The sequence below is a fragment of the Streptococcus oralis subsp. oralis genome, assembly GCF_002096495.1.
GTDB lineage: Bacteria > Bacillota > Bacilli > Lactobacillales > Streptococcaceae > Streptococcus > Streptococcus oralis_CU.
Map to the genome: position 1 here is coordinate 182,223 of NZ_NCUO01000011.1, position 20,446 is coordinate 202,668.

Sequence of the window (20,446 nt, forward strand, 5' to 3'; positions counted from 1 at the left end):
ACTAAACTGATAGTAACATGTAGCGAAAGGGGTAGGTACATGATCAAAATTTATACAGTCTCAAGTTGTACTAGCTGTAAAAAAGCGAAAACCTGGCTCAATGCCCACCAGTTAAGTTATAAAGAACAAAATCTCGGTAAAGAAGGAATTACAAGAGAAGAGTTATTAGATATTCTCACGAAAACAGATAATGGAATTGCCAGTATCGTTTCGTCAAAAAACCGCTACGCTAAGGCACTTGGAGTTGACATCGAGGATTTGAGTGTCAATGAAGTGCTCAACTTAATCATGGAAACACCACGGATCTTAAAGAGTCCGATTCTCGTTGACGAGAAGCGCCTACAAGTCGGCTATAAAGAAGATGATATCCGTGCCTTCTTGCCACGCTCTGTCCGTAATGTAGAAAATGCAGAAGCACGTCTACGTGCAGCTCTATAAAACATCAAGGCTGGGAGTGACTCCTGGCCTTGTTTGCTCTTTTGTTTTAAAATCATGTGAGGAATTATGAAAAAGTTACTAATTGCTAGTTTTGCTCTCCTCTTTTTGCTTGCGGGATGTGGGCAAAAAAAGGAAACTCCTGCTGCTTCAACAACAGCATCTGAACCCATCCAATCAAACCTTCCCGTTTTGGACAATGCCGAAAAGAATACAGTTGTCACTAAGACCCTGTTGATGCCGAAGTCAGAAAATGGAACGCAGCAGATTCAGACCATTACCTATAAAGGCAATCAGTTTTTGACCTTGACCATCCAGCAAAAACGACCTGTCGGGGATGAACTCAAGACCTTTATCTCTGAAAATGGTCTAGAGGAGACGCAAAAAGCGCTTCTAGAAGCGGAAGAAAAGGATGAGACCATCCAAGAGGCACGCAAACTAGCAGGATTTACACTGGAAACCAAGCTACTCAGCGAGACAGAAATCCAGACGACAACGACTTATGATTTTCAAGTATTGGATGTCAAAAAGGCATCTCAGCTAGAATATTTAAAAAATATCGGTCTTGAAAATCTCTTAAAAAACGAACCTAGCCAATATATTGCAGATAGAGTGGCAAATGGGGCGACAGAACAATAGAAAATCCAAATTAATAGACTGACTTATTTGTAGAACGTCAGGGAATGTGCTATAATAGTACTATTCTAAGGAAAGAGGGTGTTAGAATGGGATTTACTGAAGAAACTGTACGGTTTAAATTGGATGATTCCAATAAGAAAGAAATTAGCGAAACATTGACAGATGTTTATGCTTCTTTGAATGACAAGGGCTACAATCCGATTAACCAGATCGTCGGTTATGTATTGAGTGGAGACCCTGCCTACGTTCCTCGTTACAACAATGCACGAAATCAAATCCGTAAGTATGAGCGTGATGAAATTGTTGAAGAATTGGTACGCTACTACCTTAAGGGACAAGGAGTCGATCTATAATCTATGAGAATTATGGGATTGGACGTTGGTTCAAAAACAGTAGGGGTGGCTATTAGCGATCCACTAGGCTTCACCGCTCAGGGACTTGAAATCATCCAGATTAATGAGGATCAGGGCCAGTTTGGTTTTGACCGTATCAAGGAATTGGTTGACAACTATAAGGTGGAACGCTTTGTAGTAGGTCTACCTAAAAACATGAACAATACCAGTGGGCCACGGGTAGAAGCTAGTCAAGCCTACGGAGCAAAATTAGAGGAACTTTTTGGTTTACCAGTAGACTATCAGGATGAGCGTTTGACGACTGTCGCTGCGGAGCGTATGTTGATTGAACAAGCAGATATCAGCCGTAACAAACGCAAAAAAGTTATTGATAAGTTGGCTGCTCAGCTGATTTTGCAAAATTATTTAGATAGAAAATTTTAAGACAGAGGAGAAACTATGTCACACGATCACAACCATGACCACGAAGAACGTGAATTGATTACACTAGTAGATGAGCAAGGAAATGAAACCTTGTTTGAAATTCTTTTGACCATCGACGGGAAAGAAGAATTTGGTAAAAACTATGTTCTGCTAGTGCCAGTTAACGCAGAAGAAGATGAAAATGGTGAAGTTGAAATCCAAGCTTACTCATTCATCGAAAATGAAGACGGAACAGAAGGCGAATTGCAACCAATTCCAGAAGACTCAGAAGACGAATGGAACATGATTGAAGAAGTCTTCAATAGCTTTATGGAGGAGTGATACAGTCTGGGAGACTGTATCAGCCCAGCTCCCTGAAATAAGAGAGAGCTGGTAAGTCCGGGGGACGTTTTTACCCCTGCTTCTAGAAATAAGAAAAAGCAGGAACATCCAGTGGATGTTTTTAGCCCAGTTCCTTTAAATAAGAGAGAACTGGTAAGTTCTAGGAACATTTTTACCCTTACGCTAAAAATAAAGACCGTAAGTAATTCCGGGGGACGTTTTTAGCTCACGTTGAAATTCATAGTAGCTAGTGATTAGCTAACCAGGTAAGAGGTCGGGATTTTAGTCCCGACCTCGTTTTTTTATTTGCAATCATACTTTGATGCGGTAGTTGATTGGACTTTTGTTAAGGAGACATGTATGTTTGAAGTAGAAGAATGGCTGCATAGTCGGATTGGTTTAAACTTTAGATCTGGTCTTGGACGAATGCAGCGAGCTGTGGATTTGCTGGGGAATCCAGAGAGGACTTATCCTATTATCCACGTAACAGGTACTAACGGTAAGGGGTCAACTATTGCCTTTATGAGAGAGTTGTTTGTTGCTCATGGTAAAAAAGTTGGTACTTTCACCTCTCCCCATATCATCAGCATCCATGATCGAATCTGTATCAATGGGCAGCCGATCGCGGAGGAAGACTTTGTCCGTATAGCTAACCAAGTCAAAGAGATGGAAAAGACGCTTTTGCAAACCCATGACCAGTTGTCCTTTTTTGAATTACTGACTCTGATTGCTTTGCTTTACTTTAAAGAGCAGGGAGTGGATCTGGTTCTGCTAGAAGTGGGGATTGGTGGTTTGCTTGATACCACTAATGTCGTAACAGGAGAGATTGCAGTTATTGCTTCGATTGGGCTAGATCATCAGGAGACCTTGGGCGATAGTCTGGAGGAAATAGCCGAGCAGAAAGCTGGTATTTTCAAGGCTGGCAAGAAGGCAGTCATTGCCAAGCTTACTCCAGAAGCGGAGCTTGTCTGTCAAAGTAAAGCGAGAGAGTTAGCTGTCGAACTTTATCAAGCTGGGCGAGACTTCACCTTGAATGCTGGGGATTTTTCAAGTAAGCTAGCAAACTTTTCACAGCTTGAAATCGGTTTAGAAGGTGCTTATCAGCAAGAAAATGCCGCCTTGGCTTTAGAAACTTTTCTTCTGTTTATGGCGTCAAGAGGTGAAAGGGTCGAAGAAGAGTTTGTCAGACGGGCTTTGAAGGAGACACATTGGGCAGGTCGATTGGAACGGATTCGTCCACAAATCTACCTAGATGGGGCTCACAATCTGCCAGCCTTGACTCGTCTAGTCGAGTTTATCCAAGGGAAAATCCAGCAAGGTTACCAGGTTCGCATCCTTTTTGGAGCACTTAAACGCAAGGATTATCAGGGGATGTTAGGCTATCTATCTAAGCAGTTGCCTGAGGTGGAACTTAAGGTAACAGGCTTTGACTACCAAGGCTCTCTGGATGAAAAGGATGTGGCGGGTTACGATTTGATTTCTTCCTATGGCGGTTTTATCAGAGAATTTGAAGAAAAGGCCAAAGATCAGGACTTGCTTTTCGTGACGGGCTCGCTCTACTTTATCTCGGAAGTCCGAGCGAGTTTGCAAGGAAGCGATGGGATTAGTTGACCTTCTAGGCTTAAGTTGTTATACTTGAGGTAGGAGGTATATCTGGAAACGATTCCAGCAAAACATTGGCACAAAAGAAAGGAAATCGCTATGAAAACGAAAACATTCACACTTTCTATTGCTTCCCTAGCAATTCTTAGTCTTTTAGCAGCTTGTGGACCTAAGGCACAAGCCCCTACCCAGCAATCTGCTCAGCAATCATCTTCTCAACAAGAATCATCTTCTAGCGCTGCGACAAGTGCTAGTCAACCACAGGCGTCCTCAAGTCAGGACACTACTGTAGCTCAACCTACGAATATCGATGGTACCTATACTGGAAAAGATGAGAATGACCAAATCACTCTTGTTGTAACAGGTAAAACTGGTACATGGACTGAGGTCGAGCCAGATGGAGATAAGGAAATCAAGCAAGTCAGCTTTGAACCAGAAAATCAACGTGTCATTATCGGTGATGATGTCAAAATTTACACGGTTAATGGTAATCAATTGATTATCGACGATATGGACCGAGAGACATCTGACCGAGTGGTACTAACAAAATAGAACTTCAAATTTAACTAAATAGAAGTTCGGAATTAAGGTTCCGACTTTACCTTCTACGACCTCAATAGCGACTGTCCTAGGATTTGTTCGATATTGAAAAATATAAATAATTATGGAAAGAATTATCATTTTGGTAGTTCTTTTTAAGCCTCTTAATACTCTAGTTAAAAATATAAAAAGGGATAGCACGTCATATAGTGAAGGAGTAGTTTAAGAATCTTGCAGCTCTTGGAATAGTTTGCATAGAAAAAGGCAAAAGGTTGCCATCTACCCCTGAACTGAGGTATACTAGTAGAAACAGTAGTTTATCAAGCAGTTAAGGAGAATGTTAGAAAAGGAAGGGGATGTATGACAGCTAGAAAAATGCAGCTACTCATGTCTAAGTATGGTTTTAGTATTACCATCATGTTGGCAGAGTTGTTTATCATCTTTGGTTTATTTCTCTATCTAGGTCGGATGGCTCCGATTCTCTGGATTATTCTAGTTATTTTGATGAGTATGGCGACCATTGTATCGATTGTTAATCGTTCTATGAATCCTGAGAGCAAGGTAACATGGCTGTTAGTAGCCTTTGTTCCAGTATTTGGTCCCTTGCTCTATATCATGTTTGGAGAGCGTCGTTTATCTAAAAAAGAAATGAAGCAGCTAAAGCAGCTCCAATCAATGGTTGATCGAGAGGACAATAGCAGAGCTCTCCGTTTGGAGTTAAAAGAGCAGGACAAGTCAGCTTACGGAGTTATCAAATCTCTCCTCAGCATGGATACGAATGCTGATGTCTATGATCGAACGGATACACAATTTTTTGCCTCTGGTGAAAGTATGTGGCACCAGATGCTAGAGGATCTCAAGAAAGCGGAGAAATTTATCTTTCTTGAGTACTATATCATCGAAGAAGGCTTGATGTGGAACAGCATTTTAGAGATTTTGGAAGAAAAGGCCGCTCAAGGAGTGGAAGTTAAGCTCCTCTATGATGATATTGGTTGTATGGCAACCTTGCCTGGAGATTACACCATCCAGCTTCGTGGTCGAGGGATTGAAGCCCATAAATTTAACAAGGTGATTCCACGCTTGACCGTTGCCTATAATAACCGTGATCACCGTAAAATCATGATTATCGATGGGCAGATTGCCTATACAGGTGGTGCCAATCTAGCAGATGAGTATATCAACCATATCGAACGCTTCGGTTACTGGAAGGATAGCGGTATTCGGTTGGATGGTCCAGCAGTAAAGGCTTTTACCAGACTCTTTTTATCTGCCTGGTACATCAATCGTGGAGAGATTAGTGACTTTGACCAATACCATCTTGAAAATCACCCCAAATATGGGATGGGACTCTGTATTCCCTATAGTAGTGGACCAAAACCCATCTACCGAGCTCAAGTTGGAAAAACGGTCTACCAAAATCTTATCAACCAAACTACAGATTACGTCTACATTACGACTCCCTATCTGATTGCTGACTACGATCTAACTGAAAGTATCAAAAATGCAGCTATGAGAGGGGTAGATGTGCGAATTGTGACGCCTTGTATCCCAGATAAGAAGGTCATCCAATTGGTTACTCGTGGAGCCTATCCTGACTTGTTGTCTGCTGGAGTTCGCATTTACGAGTACAGTCCGGGATTCCTTCATAGCAAGCAAATGCTTGTCGATGGAGAGGCAGCTACTGTGGGGACCATCAATTTTGACTATCGGAGCTTGCTCCACCACTATGAAAATGCCGTCTTACTTTATAGAACGCAGTCCATCATCGATATTGAAAGAGACTTCGAAGAGATTTTTAAAGTTTCTCAAGAAATTTATCCTCACACTATCAAAACCAGCTGGTATCAAAGCCTAATCAAGGAAATTGTCCAGTTGTTTGCACCTATGCTCTAACTATCGACCAAGATCTAGCCCAAGGCTGGATCTTATTTTTTCTTCTTACGAATAGATAGGTAAAGGAGAAAACAATGCTCAATCTAGAAGATGAAGATTTTTTTAAAGAGTATAAAGCTAGTAGGTTACATCGTTTTCGTGAAATCGAACGCTTTGCGATATTGGATAAGAAATTAAGCAAATATCAATCCCAAGCTGACATTCCTGTAAGATTTTGATATACTAAAACAGATAAACTTAGAGGAGAAATTGAATGAACGTATACGGGAAAATAGATGAGAAACAAGAAGAATCTCATTACCAAGACTGGTCAGTGCCAGAGAAACGAGAAGGAGCTCCCATTCCCTTTTTTAGTATTTTGCTTTGGAGTTTAGTGGCCACAGCCATTTCGGTTGCCCTGCCTTTTATTTTTGGTTTAGTCAGTCCGCAACAAACTCAGGATCTTTATACCGGTTGGGCCTTGCATCAAAATGGTCAAATGTATACAGATTATTTTGGGACGGAGGGATTGCTCTATTATGTGCTAACCTACCTTTTTCAAGGCAGTATTCTGATTGCTTTGGTTGAGTGGTTGGCCTTGTTTGGAGCAGGTGTTTTTCTTTTTAAGGCTGCGAATACTCTTGCCGGCCAAGAAAAGGAAGCGAAGCGAGTTGTCTTTATTTTATACTTGCTTGTAGCGGGTCTCGCTTTTGGTGGCGGTTATGCTCTTTTGCTAGCCCTGCCTTTCCTATTTTATTCATTGAGTATCGTTACAAATTATCTAGCTTTTCCAAAGGACGACAAAGGATTTGTACGAGTGGGGATGAGCCTTGCTCTCGCTTTCTTCCTTGCGCCAATCCCAACCGCCTTGTTTGCGGCTGTACTGGCCTTGGGGATTATCGGCTTTAATCTAGGCAAAGGTCACTTTGTTCATGGTCTATATCAGTTCTTTGCGTCAGCCCTAGGATTTTCGCTCTTATTTTATCCTTTAGGCTACTATACAGTGTGGACAGGTAGTTTTGGGGATGCCATTAGCCAGACCTTGTATCCGGTAAATACTCTTAGCCTCTTTTCGAACTCGCATTTGCTTGAAAATGCAGCCTTCTATGGCTTGCTTGCTATTGGATTAGGTTCCCTTGGTTTGCTCTTTGCAGGCTTGTTCCAGTCAAAACCAGCCAAGCAATATGCCCTCTCAATTGCTGCTAGCTTGGGAGTGTTGGTTTCTTTGGGAATCTTGATTCTCTCCAAAGAGCCTATCAACGGTACTCGTCTTGTGGTGTTAATTCCTTTCTTGGCCCTGCTCCTTCTGACAGAAATCAAGGAAGATGTTTCGGAGGGAGGGAGTCGTCGTAGAAGAAGACGTGAGAAACAAACTTCTTTCTTTAAAGGAAATTTCTATCTACCACTGATTGCCCTTGCCTATCTCATTGTTCTTCCTATCGTGAGTCGCTACCTTTCTCACCCAGCGACTTATCAGGAGAGAGATCGTCTGGCTAGCGTGGTCAAACAACAAACGAGTTCTGAGGATCGTGTCTATGCTTGGGATGATCGTCCTGATTTCTACCGTGCAAGTGAACGCTTGGCGCCGACTTCTCTATCAACTCCAACACTTTACACTGCAAGCGATGAAAATAAAACCAAACTGATGAATGACCTGAAAGAGAATCAACCGAAGATGATTGTGGTCAATCAAAAAGTTGCCTTGTGGTCAGATGTAGAGAGCTGGCTCAGTGAAAACTATGAGCTTGTTCAGACAGATACTAGCGAGTTCAAACTTTATAAATCAAAATAACAAAAGATCAATATCTTGTGGAATTTTAAAATTTTTGGGATTTTTAACACAAGATATTGATTTTTATTTTTAGAGTGGTATAATACTGAATATAAACAATTCAACAATATTTTAGAAAAGAGCATGGATATGATTGTATTAGAAGAAAAGCTTGCAACCGTTCCCACCTTGTTCGTTGAAAAACGAGATGGTAGACGTGTAGTGTTTGATGTAGACAAGATTGACAAGGCTCTCCACAAGGCGGCGGAAAAGGTTATGGACGTTACGCCTCTAGTAGAAAAACGCCTAAATGGTCTAGTTGAAAGAATCGTGACTGAAATTCACAGTCGCTTCCCTCAAGGTGTCAAGATTTACGAAATTCAAAATGTCGTAGAACATGAACTCCTTGAAGCCAAAGAGTATGCGCTGGCTGAGGAGTATATCACTTATCGGACACAAAGGGATTTTGAGCGCTCAAAAGCGACAGATATCAACTTTAGTATCCATAAACTTCTCAATAAAGATCAAGCAGTTGTCAATGAAAATGCCAATAAAGACAGCGATGTCTTCAACACCCAGCGTGATTTGACAGCAGGGATTGTTGGGAAGTCAATCGGGCTACAAATGCTTCCTAAGCACGTAGCCAATGCTCATCAAAAAGGGGATATCCACTATCATGACTTGGACTACAGCCCCTACACTCCGATGACCAACTGCTGTTTGATTGATTTTAAAGGCATGTTGGAAAATGGTTTTAAGATTGGAAATGCAGAGGTAGAGAGTCCCAAGTCTATCCAGACTGCGACAGCTCAGATTTCACAAATCATTGCTAACGTTGCTTCTAGCCAGTACGGGGGCTGCTCAGCTGACCGTATCGATGAAGTATTGGCGCCATATGCAGAGAAGAATTATCAAAAACACCTCAAGGATGCGGAAGAGTGGGTCTTGCCCGAAAAACGGGAAGATTACGCTTGGAAAAAAACCCAAAAAGACATCTACGATGCCATGCAATCTCTTGAGTATGAAATCAACACTCTCTTCACTTCAAATGGACAAACACCTTTTACTTCACTAGGTTTTGGTCTAGGAACTAGTCGTTTTGAACGGGAAATTCAAAAAGCTATCTTGACCATCCGAATCAAGGGACTTGGTTCAGAACACCGTACAGCTATCTTCCCTAAACTCATCTTTACGTTGAAAAGAGGACTCAACTTAGAGGAAGGTTCACCTAACTACGACATCAAACAGTTGGCCCTCGAGTGTGCAACCAAGCGGATGTACCCAGATGTCTTGTCCTACGATAAGATTATTGAGTTGACAGGCTCCTTCAAGGTTCCTATGGGCTGCCGTTCTTTCCTCCAAGGATGGAAGGATGAGAATGGTGTCGAGGTCAATTCAGGTCGGATGAATCTAGGTGTTGTGACGGTCAATCTGCCTCGTATCGCCCTCGAGTCTGAAGGAGATCTGAATAAGTTTTGGGAAATCTTCAATGAGCGGATGAATATCGCGGAAGATGCCTTGGTTTACCGTGTGGAAAGAACCAAGGAAGCAACACCAGCGAATGCCCCTATCCTCTATCAGTACGGAGCCTTCGGTCGCCGTCTCGGAAAAGAAGAAAGTGTTGACCAACTCTTTAAGAATCGCCGTGCGACAGTTTCGCTGGGCTACATCGGTTTGTACGAAGTGGCTACAGTCTTCTTTGGAAATAGCTGGGAAAGCAATCCTGAAGCCAAGGAATTCACACTGGATATCATTCGCGATATGAAACGTCGTGTGGAAGAGTGGTCTGACCAATATGGTTACCATTTCTCTATCTACTCCACACCGTCTGAAAGTCTGACAGACCGCTTCTGTCGCTTGGATACAGAGAAGTTCGGCTCTATTCCGGACATCACGGACAAGGAATACTACACCAACTCTTTCCACTACGATGTTCGTAAAAATCCAACACCGTTTGAAAAATTAGACTTTGAGAAAGTTTACCCAGAAGCAGGTGCGTCAGGTGGTTTTATCCATTATTGTGAGTATCCAGTTCTTCAACAAAATCCTAAAGCCCTGGAAGCTGTTTGGGACTATGCCTATGACCGTGTCGGTTATCTAGGGACCAATACTCCGATTGATCGTTGCTACAAGTGTGACTTTGAAGGGGATTTTGAACCAACTGAGCGAGGATTTGCTTGTCCCAACTGTGGGAATAGCGACCCTAAAACAGTAGATGTGGTCAAACGTACGTGTGGTTATCTGGGAAATCCTCAAGCGCGTCCGATGGTTAACGGACGCCACAAGGAAATCGCTGCGCGTGTCAAACACATGAACGGTTCAACCATTAAAACAGCCGGACATGAAGTAACAAATTAGAAGGAAATGGAATGGGGAAATACCAATTAGACGATAAGGGACGCGCACAAGTGACCCGTTATCACGAGAAACACTCGAAAGGTGGAACAGGTAAAAAAGAACGCTTGCTCAACCTCAGAGAACAGTTTTTAAACAAGAACAAGAAAAAATAAAAGTGAGAGTCTGCTCTCACTTTTCTCTTAATTGGAGGTGAAAATGATACTACGCAGACCAACATTGGCAGATAAAGAAACAGTTTTAGAGATGATGGCAGAGTTTGAACAGACTCAATCAGCCCACGATGGTGGGTTTTGGAACGCCAACAATTTTGTTTATGAAGAGTGGATAGAAGAAAATCTTCAAGCAGAAGCGGGACTCAATATTCCTGAAAACTGGGTTCCTGCTATTCAGCTGATTAGTTTTGACGTAGCAGGCCAGGCTCTTGGCTTTCTCAATCTTCGTCTCCGATTAAATGACTACTTACTAGAAAATGGGGGGCATATCGGCTATTCCATCCGCCCTTCTGAAAGAGGTAAAGGTTATGCCAAAGAAGCCCTCGGACAAGGCCTGCAAGTTGCCAAGGAGAAGAACATCAAAAAAGCACTTGTGACCTGTAGTACGGAAAATCCTGCTAGTAGGGCGGTTATTGTGGCAAATGGTGGGGTGTTTGAGGATGTTCGCAATGGTGTAGAACGTTACTGGATAGACTTGGAGTAGAAGGATGACATGGAATACACCAAAACCAGGTGAATGGAAAAGCGAGGAGCTTAGTAAAGGGCGAATCATTGATTATAAGGCCTTTAACTTTGTCGATGGAGAAGGTGTGCGCAACTCTCTCTATGTATCAGGTTGCATGTTTCACTGCGAGGGGTGCTATAATGTTGCGACTTGGTCTTTCAACGCAGGCATTCCCTATACGGCAGAATTAGAAGAACAAATCATGGAAGACCTTGCCCAACCCTATGTTCAAGGATTGACCCTACTAGGAGGAGAGCCCTTTCTTAATACGGGTATTCTCTTGCCGCTCGTTAAGCGAATCCGAAAGGAATTGCCAGACAAAGACATCTGGTCCTGGACGGGCTACACTTGGGAAGAAATGATGCTGGAGACTCCAGATAAACTGGAACTCTTGTCGCTGGTTGACATCCTTGTCGATGGACGGTATGATAAAAGCAAGCGCAATCTCATGCTCCAGTTTCGAGGGTCTTCTAATCAACGGATTATCGATGTGCAAAAATCTCTCAAAAGTGGGCAAGTAGTGATTTGGGACAAGCTTAATGACGGAAAAGAAAGCTATGAACAGGTGAAGAGAGAATGAAGAAAAAAGACCTGATAGAACAACTGGTTTCAGAGATAGAAACGGGAAAAGTTAGGACGCTAGGGATCTACGGTCATGGGGCTTCAGGCAAGTCAACCTTCGCTCAGGAATTACATCAAGCCCTAGATTCCACTACAGTAAATTTACTAGAAACAGATCCCTATATCACTTCAGAACGTCACCTGGTAGTACCAAAGCAAGCACCAAATCAAAAGGTGACAGCTTGTCTCCCAGTGGCGCATGAACTGGCAAGTTTACAGAGAGATATTCTCTCCTTGCAGGCAGGTTTGGATGTCTTAACAATCGATGAACCGTGGAAGGCTAGTGAAATCTTATCTGGAGCCAAGCCGATTCTGATTGTTGAAGGGATGTCTGTGGGCTTTCTGCCAAAGGAACTCTTTGACAAAACTATCTGTTTCTACACGGATGAGGAGACCGAATTAAAGAGGCGCTTAGCTCGAGATACGACTATGAGAAATCGGGATGCATCTTTTGTATTGGCTAGCCATCAGATGAGACGGGAGCAGTATCTGCGATACTATAGAGAAACCGAGTCTAAAGCGGACATTTTAGTAGATCAATCAGAAGATACATTCAAGGTCAAAATGACTCGTATTATATAGAAGAAAAGACGGTTTTTTTATAGATATAAATCCTCAATCTTGGAAAAATGAAAAGGGAAAACAGTTTCATCCTAAAAAAACGAAAAAAGCTCACAAATCCCTTGCAATCGCAGGGGCTTTGTGTTATTCTACCGTGGTGCTGTAAATCACATCTTTAGCTGTGATGCAAGAGGTTGTGACCACGATTGGATACACTGCCACACAACGCGCGTCGATTTCCTATTTTTGCTTTGAGTTTGAATCCCTTTATGTCTTAGACTTGAGCACAAAAAATGTTCGTTAAAAACTTTCCAGACTATATCAATAAGAATTGGAAGGATGGTCTTGGTTGAAGCCTGCATTGTTTTTCAGCTCTGGTTGAGACCGGTAAATTGAACGTTTTGTTTGTTATAGGCACCGTTTTATCTGGGAAAAGGGAGTTGATAGTGAATGGTGTGATATATCCTATACGCAAAGAATGCTATTTCATTTTGTTGCGTGAATTAGCCTCTTGGTAGCTAGAAAGTTTAGAGCTGAGGTTGATTGCTAGTCAGTCACCTTAGAAGTGAAAGTAAAAGGAGCGAAGGAATGTTTTTAAAAATAATCAGCAGTATCTCTACAAATAATTTCCAAGATCCAAACATGATGGAAAAAATTAGCCATCTATGGCAGGAGCACCAGAAAGAAGTAGAGGAGGTATTTGCCCAAGGGCTTCCGATTTATGCAGTCTATCATGATTATGTCAGCGACTACAAGGGGGATTACAGCTTGTCGCTCTGTAGTCTATCCGATAAAGAAGACTGGGATTTTGACACTTCAGGACAAACCTACCAAGTATTTGAGGTGGATACAAGTGATTCAAAAGGTTTTCTCCATACCTGGCAACAAATTTGGCAGGCAGAAGAAGCAAGAGAACTGCAACGTCAGTATAGTATTGATTTTGAAAAATATGATCCAGATCAGACAGTATCTATCTTTATCGCCACCCCCAAAAATGGGTAAATTGTCAAACTAAGTTTTATTTACGAAAGAGGATCAGAACATACTCTAGTAACTTAGGTTAGTAAAAAAACGAAAAAAAGCTAACAAATCCCTTGCAATCGCAGGGGCTTTGTGTTATTCTATTATGGTGCTGTAAATTACAGCCTTAGCTTTGATGCAAGAGGTTGCGACACGCTCGGTTGCATTGCCACGCAACGCGCGTCGGTTTTCTTGTGGAGCTAGCCTATTATCTTAAATAGACGAAAAGGAGAAAAAGATGGCAAACAAAAAAATCCGTATCCGTTTGAAAGCTTACGAACACCGTACCCTTGACACAGCGGCTGCAAAAATCGTAGAATCAGCTACTCGTACAGGTGCACAAGTTGCGGGGCCAATCCCACTTCCAACTGAGCGTAGCCTCTACACAATTATTCGTGCGACTCACAAATACAAAGACTCTCGCGAACAATTTGAAATGCGTACACACAAACGTTTGATCGATATCGTTAACCCAACTCAAAAAACAGTTGATGCTTTGATGAAATTGGATCTTCCAAGTGGTGTAAACGTAGAAATCAAGCTTTAATCCAAAGTTTGAAACCTTGAGCATGAAAAACGCTCGTTAAAAACTTTTTGAATAAAAAATATAGAAAAGGAACTATTTTCTCATGACAAAAGGAATCTTAGGGAAAAAAGTGGGAATGACTCAAATCTTCACTGAAGCTGGCGAATTGATCCCTGTAACAGTTATTGAAGCAACTCCAAACGTTGTTCTTCAAGTTAAAACTGTTGAAACAGATGGATACAACGCTATCCAAGTTGGTTTCGATGACAAACGCGAAGTATTGAGCAACAAACCTGCTAAAGGACATGTAGCGAAAGCTAACACGGCTCCTAAGCGCTTCATTCGTGAATTCAAAAACGTTGAAGGCTTGGAAGTTGGTGCTGAAATCACAGTTGAAACATTCGCAGCTGGAGACGTTGTTGACGTAACTGGTACTTCTAAAGGTAAAGGTTTCCAAGGTGTTATCAAACGCCACGGACAATCACGTGGACCAATGGCTCACGGTTCTCGTTACCACCGTCGTCCAGGTTCTATGGGACCTGTTGCACCTAACCGCGTATTCAAAGGTAAAAACCTTGCAGGACGTATGGGTGGTGACCGCGTAACAATTCAAAACCTTGAAGTTGTACAAGTTGTTCCAGAAAAGAACGTTATCCTTATCAAAGGTAACGTACCAGGTGCTAAGAAATCTCTTATCACTATCAAATCAGCAGTTAAAGCTGGTAAATAATAAAGAAAGGGGAAATCAGTCACAATGGCAAACGTAACATTATTTGACCAAACTGGTAAAGAAGCTGGCCAAGTTGTTCTTAACGATGCAGTATTTGGTATCGAACCAAATGAATCAGTTGTGTTTGATGTCGTCATCAGCCAACGCGCAAGCCTTCGTCAAGGAACACACGCTGTTAAAAACCGCTCTGCAGTATCAGGTGGTGGACGCAAACCATGGCGTCAAAAAGGAACTGGACGTGCTCGTCAAGGTTCTATCCGCTCACCACAATGGCGTGGTGGTGGTGTTGTCTTCGGACCAACTCCACGTTCATACGGCTACAAACTTCCGCAAAAAGTTCGTCGCCTAGCTCTTAAATCAATTTACTCTGAAAAAGTTGCTGAAAACAAATTCGTAGCTGTAGACGCTCTTTCATTTACAGCTCCAAAAACTGCTGAATTTGCTAAAGTTCTTGCAGCATTGAACATCGATTCTAAAGTTCTTGTTATCCTTGAAGAAGGAAATGAATTCGCAGCTCTTTCAGCTCGCAACCTTCCAAACGTGAAAGTTGCAACTGCTACAACTGCAAGTGTTCTTGACATCGCAAATAGCGACAAACTTCTTGTCACACAAGCAGCTATCTCTAAAATCGAGGAGGTTCTTGCATAATGAATTTGTATGATGTTATCAAAAAACCTGTCATCACTGAAAGCTCAATGGCTCAACTTGAAGCAGGTAAATATGTATTTGAAGTTGACACTCGTGCACACAAACTTTTGATCAAGCAAGCTGTTGAAGCTGCTTTCGAAGGTGTTAAAGTTGCCAACGTTAACACAATCAACGTAAAACCAAAAGCGAAACGTGTTGGACGTTACACTGGTTTTACTAATAAAACTAAAAAAGCTATCATCACACTTACAGCTGATTCAAAAGCAATCGAGTTGTTTGCTGCTGAAGCTGAATAATCTAAGGAGGAAATATCGTGGGAATTCGTGTTTATAAACCAACAACAAACGGTCGCCGTAATATGACTTCTTTGGATTTCGCTGAAATCACAACAAGCACTCCTGAAAAATCATTGCTTGTTGCTTTGAAGAGCAAGGCTGGTCGTAACAACAACGGTCGTATCACTGTTCGTCACCAAGGTGGTGGACACAAACGTTTCTACCGTTTGGTTGACTTCAAACGTAACAAAGACAACGTTGAAGCTGTTGTTAAAACAATCGAGTACGATCCAAACCGTTCTGCAAACATCGCCCTTGTACACTACACTGACGGTGTGAAAGCATACATCATCGCTCCAAAAGGTCTTGAAGTTGGTCAACGTATCGTTTCAGGTCCAGAAGCAGATATCAAAGTCGGAAACGCACTTCCACTTGCTAACATCCCAGTTGGTACTTTGATCCACAACATCGAGTTGAAACCAGGTCGTGGTGGAGAATTGGTACGTGCAGCTGGAGCTTCTGCTCAAGTATTGGGTCAAGAAGGTAAATATGTTCTTGTTCGTCTTCAATCTGGCGAAGTACGTATGATTCTTGGAACTTGTCGTGCAACAGTTGGTGTTGTCGGAAACGAACAACATGGACTTGTGAACCTTGGTAAAGCAGGACGTAGCCGTTGGAAAAGTATCCGCCCAACAGTTCGTGGTTCTGTAATGAACCCTAACGATCACCCACACGGTGGTGGTGAAGGTAAAGCACCAGTTGGTCGTAAAGCGCCATCTACTCCATGGGGCAAACCTGCTCTTGGTCTTAAAACTCGTAACAAGAAAGCGAAATCTGACAAACTTATCGTTCGTCGTCGCAACGAGAAATAATAGTAAACTAGTCGCCTAAGCAACTAGGAAATCCGCCAGCTCGGTAGCGCTCCATGTGAGCGCAAGCCGCTGTGGTACAACATTTAAAGGAGAAAATATAAAAATGGGACGCAGTCTTAAAAAAGGACCTTTCGTCGATGAGCATTTGATGAAAAAAGTTGAAGCTCAAGCTAACGACGAAAAGAAAAAAGTTATCAAAACTTGGTCACGTCGTTCGACGATCTTCCCAAGTTTCATTGGTTACACTATTGCAGTTTATGACGGACGTAAACACGTACCTGTTTACATCCAAGAGGACATGGTAGGTCACAAACTTGGTGAATTTGCACCAACTCGTACTTACAAAGGTCACGCTGCAGACGACAAGAAAACACGTAGAAAATAAGGAGAACATAAATGGCAGAAATTACTTCAGCTAAAGCAATGGCTCGTACAGTACGTGTTTCACCTCGTAAATCACGTCTTGTTCTTGACAACATCCGTGGTAAAAGCGTAGCCGATGCTATTGCAATCTTGACATTCACACCAAACAAAGCTGCTGAAATCATCTTGAAAGTCTTGAATTCAGCTGTAGCTAACGCTGAAAACAACTTTGGTTTGGACAAAGCTAACTTGGTAGTATCTGAAGCATTCGCAAACGAAGGACCAACTATGAAACGTTTCCGTCCACGTGCGAAAGGTTCAGCTTCACCAATCAACAAACGTACAGCTCACATCACTGTGGCTGTTGCAGAAAAATAAGGAGGTAACATCGTGGGTCAAAAAGTACATCCAATTGGTATGCGTGTCGGCATCATCCGTGATTGGGATGCCAAATGGTATGCTGAAAAAGAATACGCGGATTACCTTCATGAAGATCTTGCAATCCGTAAATTCGTTCAAAAAGAACTTGCTGACGCAGCAGTTTCAACTATCGAAATTGAACGCGCAGTAAACAAAGTTAACGTTTCACTTCACACTGCTAAACCAGGTATGGTTATCGGTAAAGGTGGTGCTAACGTTGATGCACTCCGTGCAAAACTTAACAAATTGACTGGAAAACAAGTACACATCAACATCATCGAAATCAAACAACCTGATTTGGATGCTCACCTTGTAGGTGAAGGAATTGCTCGTCAATTGGAGCAACGTGTTGCTTTCCGTCGTGCACAAAAACAAGCAATCCAACGTGCAATGCGTGCTGGAGCTAAAGGAATCAAAACTCAAGTATCAGGTCGTTTGAACGGTGCAGATATCGCCCGTGCTGAAGGATACTCTGAAGGAACTGTTCCACTTCACACACTTCGTGCAGATATCGATTACGCTTGGGAAGAAGCAGATACTACATACGGTAAACTTGGTGTTAAAGTATGGATCTACCGTGGTGAAGTTCTTCCAGCTCGTAAAAACACTAAAGGAGGTAAATAACCAATGTTAGTACCTAAACGTGTTAAACACCGTCGTGAATTCCGTGGAAAAATGCGCGGTGAAGCAAAAGGTGGAAAAGAAGTAGCATTCGGTGAATACGGTCTTCAAGCCACAACTAGCCACTGGATCACTAACCGCCAAATCGAAGCTGCTCGTATCGCCATGACTCGTTACATGAAACGTGGTGGTAAAGTTTGGATTAAAATCTTCCCACACAAATCATACACTGCTAAAGCTATCGGTGTGCGTATGGGATCTGGTAAAGGGGCACCTGAAGGTTGGGTAGCACCAGTTAAACGTGGTAAAGTGATGTTCGAAATCGCTGGTGTATCTGAAGAAATCGCTCGCGAAGCGCTTCGTCTTGCAAGCCACAAATTGCCAGTTAAATGTAAATTCGTAAAACGTGAAGCAGAATAAGGAGAAGGCATGAAACTTAATGAAGTAAAAGAATTTGTTAAAGAACTTCGTGGTCTTTCTCAAGAAGAACTCGCGAAGCGCGAAAACGAATTGAAAAAAGAATTGTTTGAACTTCGTTTCCAAGCTGCTACTGGTCAATTGGAACAAACAGCTCGCTTGAAAGAAGTTAAAAAACAAATCGCTCGTATCAAAACAGTTCAATCTGAAGCGAAATAATAGACTAGGGAAGGAGAAATTTCAATGGAACGCAATAATCGTAAAGTTCTTGTTGGACGTGTTGTATCTGACAAAATGGACAAGACAATCACAGTTGTAGTTGAAACAAAACGTAACCACCCAGTCTATGGTAAACGTATTAACTACTCTAAGAAATACAAAGCACATGATGAAAACAATGTTGCCAAAGAAGGCGATATCGTACGTATCATGGAAACTCGTCCGCTTTCAGCTACAAAACGTTTCCGTCTTGTAGAAGTTGTTGAAGAAGCGGTCATCATCTAATCAAACCTGAAAGGAGAAAACTGAAATGATTCAAACAGAAACTCGTTTGAAAGTCGCAGACAACAGCGGTGCGCGCGAAATCTTGACTATCAAAGTTCTTGGTGGTTCAGGACGTAAATTTGCAAACATCGGTGATGTTATCGTGGCATCTGTAAAACAAGCTACTCCTGGTGGTGCGGTTAAAAAAGGTGACGTTGTAAAAGCTGTTATCGTTCGTACTAAATCAGGTGCTCGTCGTGCTGATGGTTCATACATCAAATTTGACGAAAACGCAGCAGTTATCATCCGTGAAGACAAAACTCCTCGCGGAACACGTATCTTTGGCCCAGTTGCACGTGAATTGCGTGAAGGTGGCTTCATGAAGATCGTGTCACTTGCTCCAGAAGTACTTTAATTGGTTGCTCAAAGAAAATTAAAACAAGTCTAGGAAGTGAAACGAAAGCATAACTTAAGTTAGGTGAGTTGAAACTGACGAAGGATTGCTTTGATTTTCGCAGAGCAAAAACAAACAAACTAGTCCCCTAGCTTCAGGCTAGGGTGCCCTTATGGGCGTAAGAAAAATCAAGGAGAAACCTAATGTTTGTAAAAAAAGGCGACAAAGTTCGCGTAATTGCTGGTAAAGATAAGGGAACAGAAGCTGTTGTCCTTACTGCCCTTCCAAAAGTAAACAAAGTTATCGTTGAAGGTGTTAACATCGTTAAGAAACACCAACGTCCAACTAACGAGCTTCCTCAAGGTGGTATCATCGAGAAAGAAGCAGCTATCCACGTATCAAACGTTCAAGTTTTGGACAAAAATGGTGTAGCTGGTCGTGTTGGTTACAAATTTGTAGACGGTAAAAAAGTTCGCTACAACAAAAAATCAGGCGAAGTGCTTGATTAATCACGAAGGAAAGGAGAAGTATAATGGCAAATCGTTTAAAAGAAAAATATCTTAATGAAGTAGTTCCTGCTTTGACAGAACAATTCAACTACTCATCAGTGATGGCTGTGCCTAAAGTAGATAAGATCGTTTTGAACATGGGTGTTGGTGAAGCTGTATCAAACGCTAAAAGTCTTGAAAAAGCTGCTGAAGAATTGGCACTTATCTCAGGTCAAAAACCACTTATCACTAAAGCTAAAAAATCAATCGCCGGCTTCCGTCTTCGTGAAGGTGTAGCGATCGGTGCAAAAGTTACCCTTCGTGGTGAACGTATGTACGAATTCTTGGACAAATTGGTTTCAGTTTCACTTCCACGTGTGCGTGACTTCCACGGTGTTCCAACAAAATCATTTGATGGACGCGGAAACTACACTCTTGGCGTGAAAGAACAATTGATCTTCCCAGAAATCAACTTCGATGACGTTGACAAAACTCGTGGTCTTGACATCGTTATCGTAACAACTGCTAACACTGACGAAGAGTCACGTGCATTGCTTACAGGCCTTGGAATGCCTTTTGCAAAATAATATAGGAGGTAAATCTAATGGCTAAAAAATCAATGATTGCTAAGAACAAACGTCCAGCGAAGTTCTCTACTCAAGCTTATACTCGTTGTGAAAAATGTGGTCGTCCACATTCAGTTTACCGCAAATTTAAACTTTGCCGTGTTTGCTTCCGTGAATTAGCTTACAAAGGACAAATTCCTGGTGTAACAAAAGCATCTTGGTAATTTAAGATATCAAGGGCGTCAAAACTCCAAGTGAAAATAGGAAACTTGACGAAGAAACTGAAGTTTCTAGGAAAGTTTATCTTTTTCACACAGAGTTTAGCCCGGGTTCAGTTGGACTTGCCAATTTGAACACGAGCTACAGCTTTGGCAAAAAAGACCAATTTTCTTTGGAGCATCGCTCCTGCA

Annotated in this window: 31 protein-coding genes; all 31 read left to right on the forward strand. The window is 42.0% G+C overall.

Going from position 1 to position 20,446, the window contains the following annotated elements:
* The first annotated feature begins 39 nt into the window (after positions 1-39).
* On the forward strand, positions 40-438 hold the full coding sequence (gene spx / locus B7717_RS04455; RefSeq protein ID WP_000591165.1) for a transcriptional regulator Spx: 399 nt from the start codon (positions 40-42) through the stop codon (positions 436-438).
* Positions 439-504: 66 nt separating this feature from the next.
* On the forward strand, positions 505-1,074 hold the full coding sequence (locus B7717_RS04460) for an SP0191 family lipoprotein (protein ID WP_084944290.1): 570 nt from the start codon (positions 505-507) through the stop codon (positions 1,072-1,074).
* 86 nt (positions 1,075-1,160) lie between these two features.
* Entirely contained in the window at positions 1,161-1,427 is a 267-nt protein-coding gene (locus tag B7717_RS04465) for an IreB family regulatory phosphoprotein (RefSeq protein ID WP_000507059.1), read from the forward strand.
* Positions 1,428-1,430: 3 nt separating this feature from the next.
* Positions 1,431-1,850: a Holliday junction resolvase RuvX gene (gene ruvX / locus B7717_RS04470; protein ID WP_049477385.1), complete on the forward strand. Its 420-nt coding sequence runs from the start codon at positions 1,431-1,433 to the stop codon at positions 1,848-1,850.
* Between the two features lie 15 nt (positions 1,851-1,865).
* A complete protein-coding gene (locus B7717_RS04475) occupies positions 1,866-2,171 on the forward strand; it encodes a DUF1292 domain-containing protein (RefSeq protein ID WP_000017624.1) in 306 nt (101 codons plus the stop codon).
* A gap of 360 nt (positions 2,172-2,531) precedes the next feature.
* Positions 2,532-3,782: a bifunctional folylpolyglutamate synthase/dihydrofolate synthase gene (locus tag B7717_RS04480; RefSeq protein ID WP_084944291.1), complete on the forward strand. Its 1,251-nt coding sequence runs from the start codon at positions 2,532-2,534 to the stop codon at positions 3,780-3,782.
* Positions 3,783-3,872: 90 nt separating this feature from the next.
* A complete protein-coding gene (locus B7717_RS04485) occupies positions 3,873-4,325 on the forward strand; it encodes an SP_0198 family lipoprotein (RefSeq protein ID WP_084944292.1) in 453 nt (150 codons plus the stop codon).
* Between the two features lie 348 nt (positions 4,326-4,673).
* Complete coding sequence (gene cls / locus B7717_RS04490) at positions 4,674-6,206, forward strand: cardiolipin synthase (protein ID WP_084944293.1); 1,533 nt, start codon at positions 4,674-4,676, stop codon at positions 6,204-6,206.
* A gap of 74 nt (positions 6,207-6,280) precedes the next feature.
* Positions 6,281-6,424, forward strand: a complete 144-nt coding sequence (locus tag B7717_RS09680) for a hypothetical protein (RefSeq protein ID WP_162837248.1) — start codon at positions 6,281-6,283, stop codon at positions 6,422-6,424.
* A 35-nt stretch (positions 6,425-6,459) separates the two neighbouring features.
* On the forward strand, positions 6,460-7,977 hold the full coding sequence (locus tag B7717_RS04495) for a damage-inducible protein CinA (protein ID WP_084944294.1): 1,518 nt from the start codon (positions 6,460-6,462) through the stop codon (positions 7,975-7,977).
* A 129-nt stretch (positions 7,978-8,106) separates the two neighbouring features.
* Positions 8,107-10,314 (forward strand): anaerobic ribonucleoside-triphosphate reductase, encoded by a 2,208-nt coding sequence (gene nrdD / locus B7717_RS04500; protein WP_049477387.1) that lies wholly within the window; start codon positions 8,107-8,109, stop codon positions 10,312-10,314.
* A gap of 11 nt (positions 10,315-10,325) precedes the next feature.
* Positions 10,326-10,466, forward strand: coding sequence for a hypothetical protein (locus B7717_RS09685; protein ID WP_000521625.1), 141 nt, complete (start codon positions 10,326-10,328; stop codon positions 10,464-10,466).
* A 43-nt stretch (positions 10,467-10,509) separates the two neighbouring features.
* Positions 10,510-11,010, forward strand: a complete 501-nt coding sequence (locus B7717_RS04510; protein ID WP_049477380.1) for a GNAT family N-acetyltransferase — start codon at positions 10,510-10,512, stop codon at positions 11,008-11,010.
* Positions 11,011-11,014: 4 nt separating this feature from the next.
* Positions 11,015-11,611: an anaerobic ribonucleoside-triphosphate reductase activating protein gene (gene nrdG / locus B7717_RS04515; protein WP_049477379.1), complete on the forward strand. Its 597-nt coding sequence runs from the start codon at positions 11,015-11,017 to the stop codon at positions 11,609-11,611.
* Positions 11,608-12,234: a uridine kinase family protein gene (locus B7717_RS04520; RefSeq protein ID WP_084880399.1), complete on the forward strand. Its 627-nt coding sequence runs from the start codon at positions 11,608-11,610 to the stop codon at positions 12,232-12,234. Before nrdG ends, B7717_RS04520 begins: the two co-directional genes overlap by 4 nt.
* 567 nt (positions 12,235-12,801) lie before the next feature.
* A complete protein-coding gene (locus B7717_RS04525) occupies positions 12,802-13,215 on the forward strand; it encodes an effector binding domain-containing protein (protein ID WP_084880400.1) in 414 nt (137 codons plus the stop codon).
* Positions 13,216-13,471: 256 nt separating this feature from the next.
* Positions 13,472-13,780, forward strand: coding sequence for a 30S ribosomal protein S10 (rpsJ, locus tag B7717_RS04530; protein WP_001284513.1), 309 nt, complete (start codon positions 13,472-13,474; stop codon positions 13,778-13,780).
* 82 nt (positions 13,781-13,862) lie between these two features.
* Entirely contained in the window at positions 13,863-14,489 is a 627-nt protein-coding gene (gene rplC / locus B7717_RS04535; protein ID WP_000160197.1) for a 50S ribosomal protein L3, read from the forward strand.
* A 24-nt stretch (positions 14,490-14,513) separates the two neighbouring features.
* On the forward strand, positions 14,514-15,137 hold the full coding sequence (gene rplD, locus B7717_RS04540; RefSeq protein ID WP_000024541.1) for a 50S ribosomal protein L4: 624 nt from the start codon (positions 14,514-14,516) through the stop codon (positions 15,135-15,137).
* Positions 15,137-15,433 carry a 50S ribosomal protein L23 gene (locus tag B7717_RS04545; RefSeq protein WP_001055347.1) on the forward strand — a complete coding sequence of 99 codons (297 nt, stop codon included), beginning with the start codon at positions 15,137-15,139 and terminating at the stop codon, positions 15,431-15,433. Before rplD ends, B7717_RS04545 begins: the two co-directional genes overlap by 1 nt.
* Positions 15,434-15,450: 17 nt before the next feature.
* On the forward strand, positions 15,451-16,284 hold the full coding sequence (gene rplB / locus B7717_RS04550; protein ID WP_084944295.1) for a 50S ribosomal protein L2: 834 nt from the start codon (positions 15,451-15,453) through the stop codon (positions 16,282-16,284).
* 103 nt (positions 16,285-16,387) lie between these two features.
* On the forward strand, positions 16,388-16,669 hold the full coding sequence (rpsS, locus tag B7717_RS04555) for a 30S ribosomal protein S19 (protein WP_000533766.1): 282 nt from the start codon (positions 16,388-16,390) through the stop codon (positions 16,667-16,669).
* An 11-nt stretch (positions 16,670-16,680) separates the two neighbouring features.
* Positions 16,681-17,025, forward strand: coding sequence for a 50S ribosomal protein L22 (gene rplV, locus B7717_RS04560; RefSeq protein ID WP_000818137.1), 345 nt, complete (start codon positions 16,681-16,683; stop codon positions 17,023-17,025).
* Between the two features lie 12 nt (positions 17,026-17,037).
* Complete coding sequence (gene rpsC / locus B7717_RS04565) at positions 17,038-17,691, forward strand: 30S ribosomal protein S3 (protein WP_000529936.1); 654 nt, start codon at positions 17,038-17,040, stop codon at positions 17,689-17,691.
* A 3-nt stretch (positions 17,692-17,694) separates the two neighbouring features.
* Positions 17,695-18,108 carry a 50S ribosomal protein L16 gene (gene rplP / locus B7717_RS04570; RefSeq protein WP_000960946.1) on the forward strand — a complete coding sequence of 138 codons (414 nt, stop codon included), beginning with the start codon at positions 17,695-17,697 and terminating at the stop codon, positions 18,106-18,108.
* Positions 18,109-18,117: 9 nt separating this feature from the next.
* Entirely contained in the window at positions 18,118-18,324 is a 207-nt protein-coding gene (gene rpmC / locus B7717_RS04575; RefSeq protein ID WP_000772918.1) for a 50S ribosomal protein L29, read from the forward strand.
* A 24-nt stretch (positions 18,325-18,348) separates the two neighbouring features.
* Positions 18,349-18,609, forward strand: coding sequence for a 30S ribosomal protein S17 (rpsQ, locus tag B7717_RS04580; protein WP_000440801.1), 261 nt, complete (start codon positions 18,349-18,351; stop codon positions 18,607-18,609).
* A gap of 25 nt (positions 18,610-18,634) precedes the next feature.
* Entirely contained in the window at positions 18,635-19,003 is a 369-nt protein-coding gene (gene rplN / locus B7717_RS04585; RefSeq protein ID WP_000616545.1) for a 50S ribosomal protein L14, read from the forward strand.
* A gap of 182 nt (positions 19,004-19,185) precedes the next feature.
* Positions 19,186-19,491: a 50S ribosomal protein L24 gene (gene rplX / locus B7717_RS04590; RefSeq protein ID WP_000497691.1), complete on the forward strand. Its 306-nt coding sequence runs from the start codon at positions 19,186-19,188 to the stop codon at positions 19,489-19,491.
* A gap of 23 nt (positions 19,492-19,514) precedes the next feature.
* Positions 19,515-20,057: a 50S ribosomal protein L5 gene (gene rplE / locus B7717_RS04595; protein WP_000013542.1), complete on the forward strand. Its 543-nt coding sequence runs from the start codon at positions 19,515-19,517 to the stop codon at positions 20,055-20,057.
* Between the two features lie 17 nt (positions 20,058-20,074).
* Positions 20,075-20,260: a type Z 30S ribosomal protein S14 gene (locus tag B7717_RS04600; RefSeq protein ID WP_001085697.1), complete on the forward strand. Its 186-nt coding sequence runs from the start codon at positions 20,075-20,077 to the stop codon at positions 20,258-20,260.
* Positions 20,261-20,446: the final 186 nt, after the last annotated feature.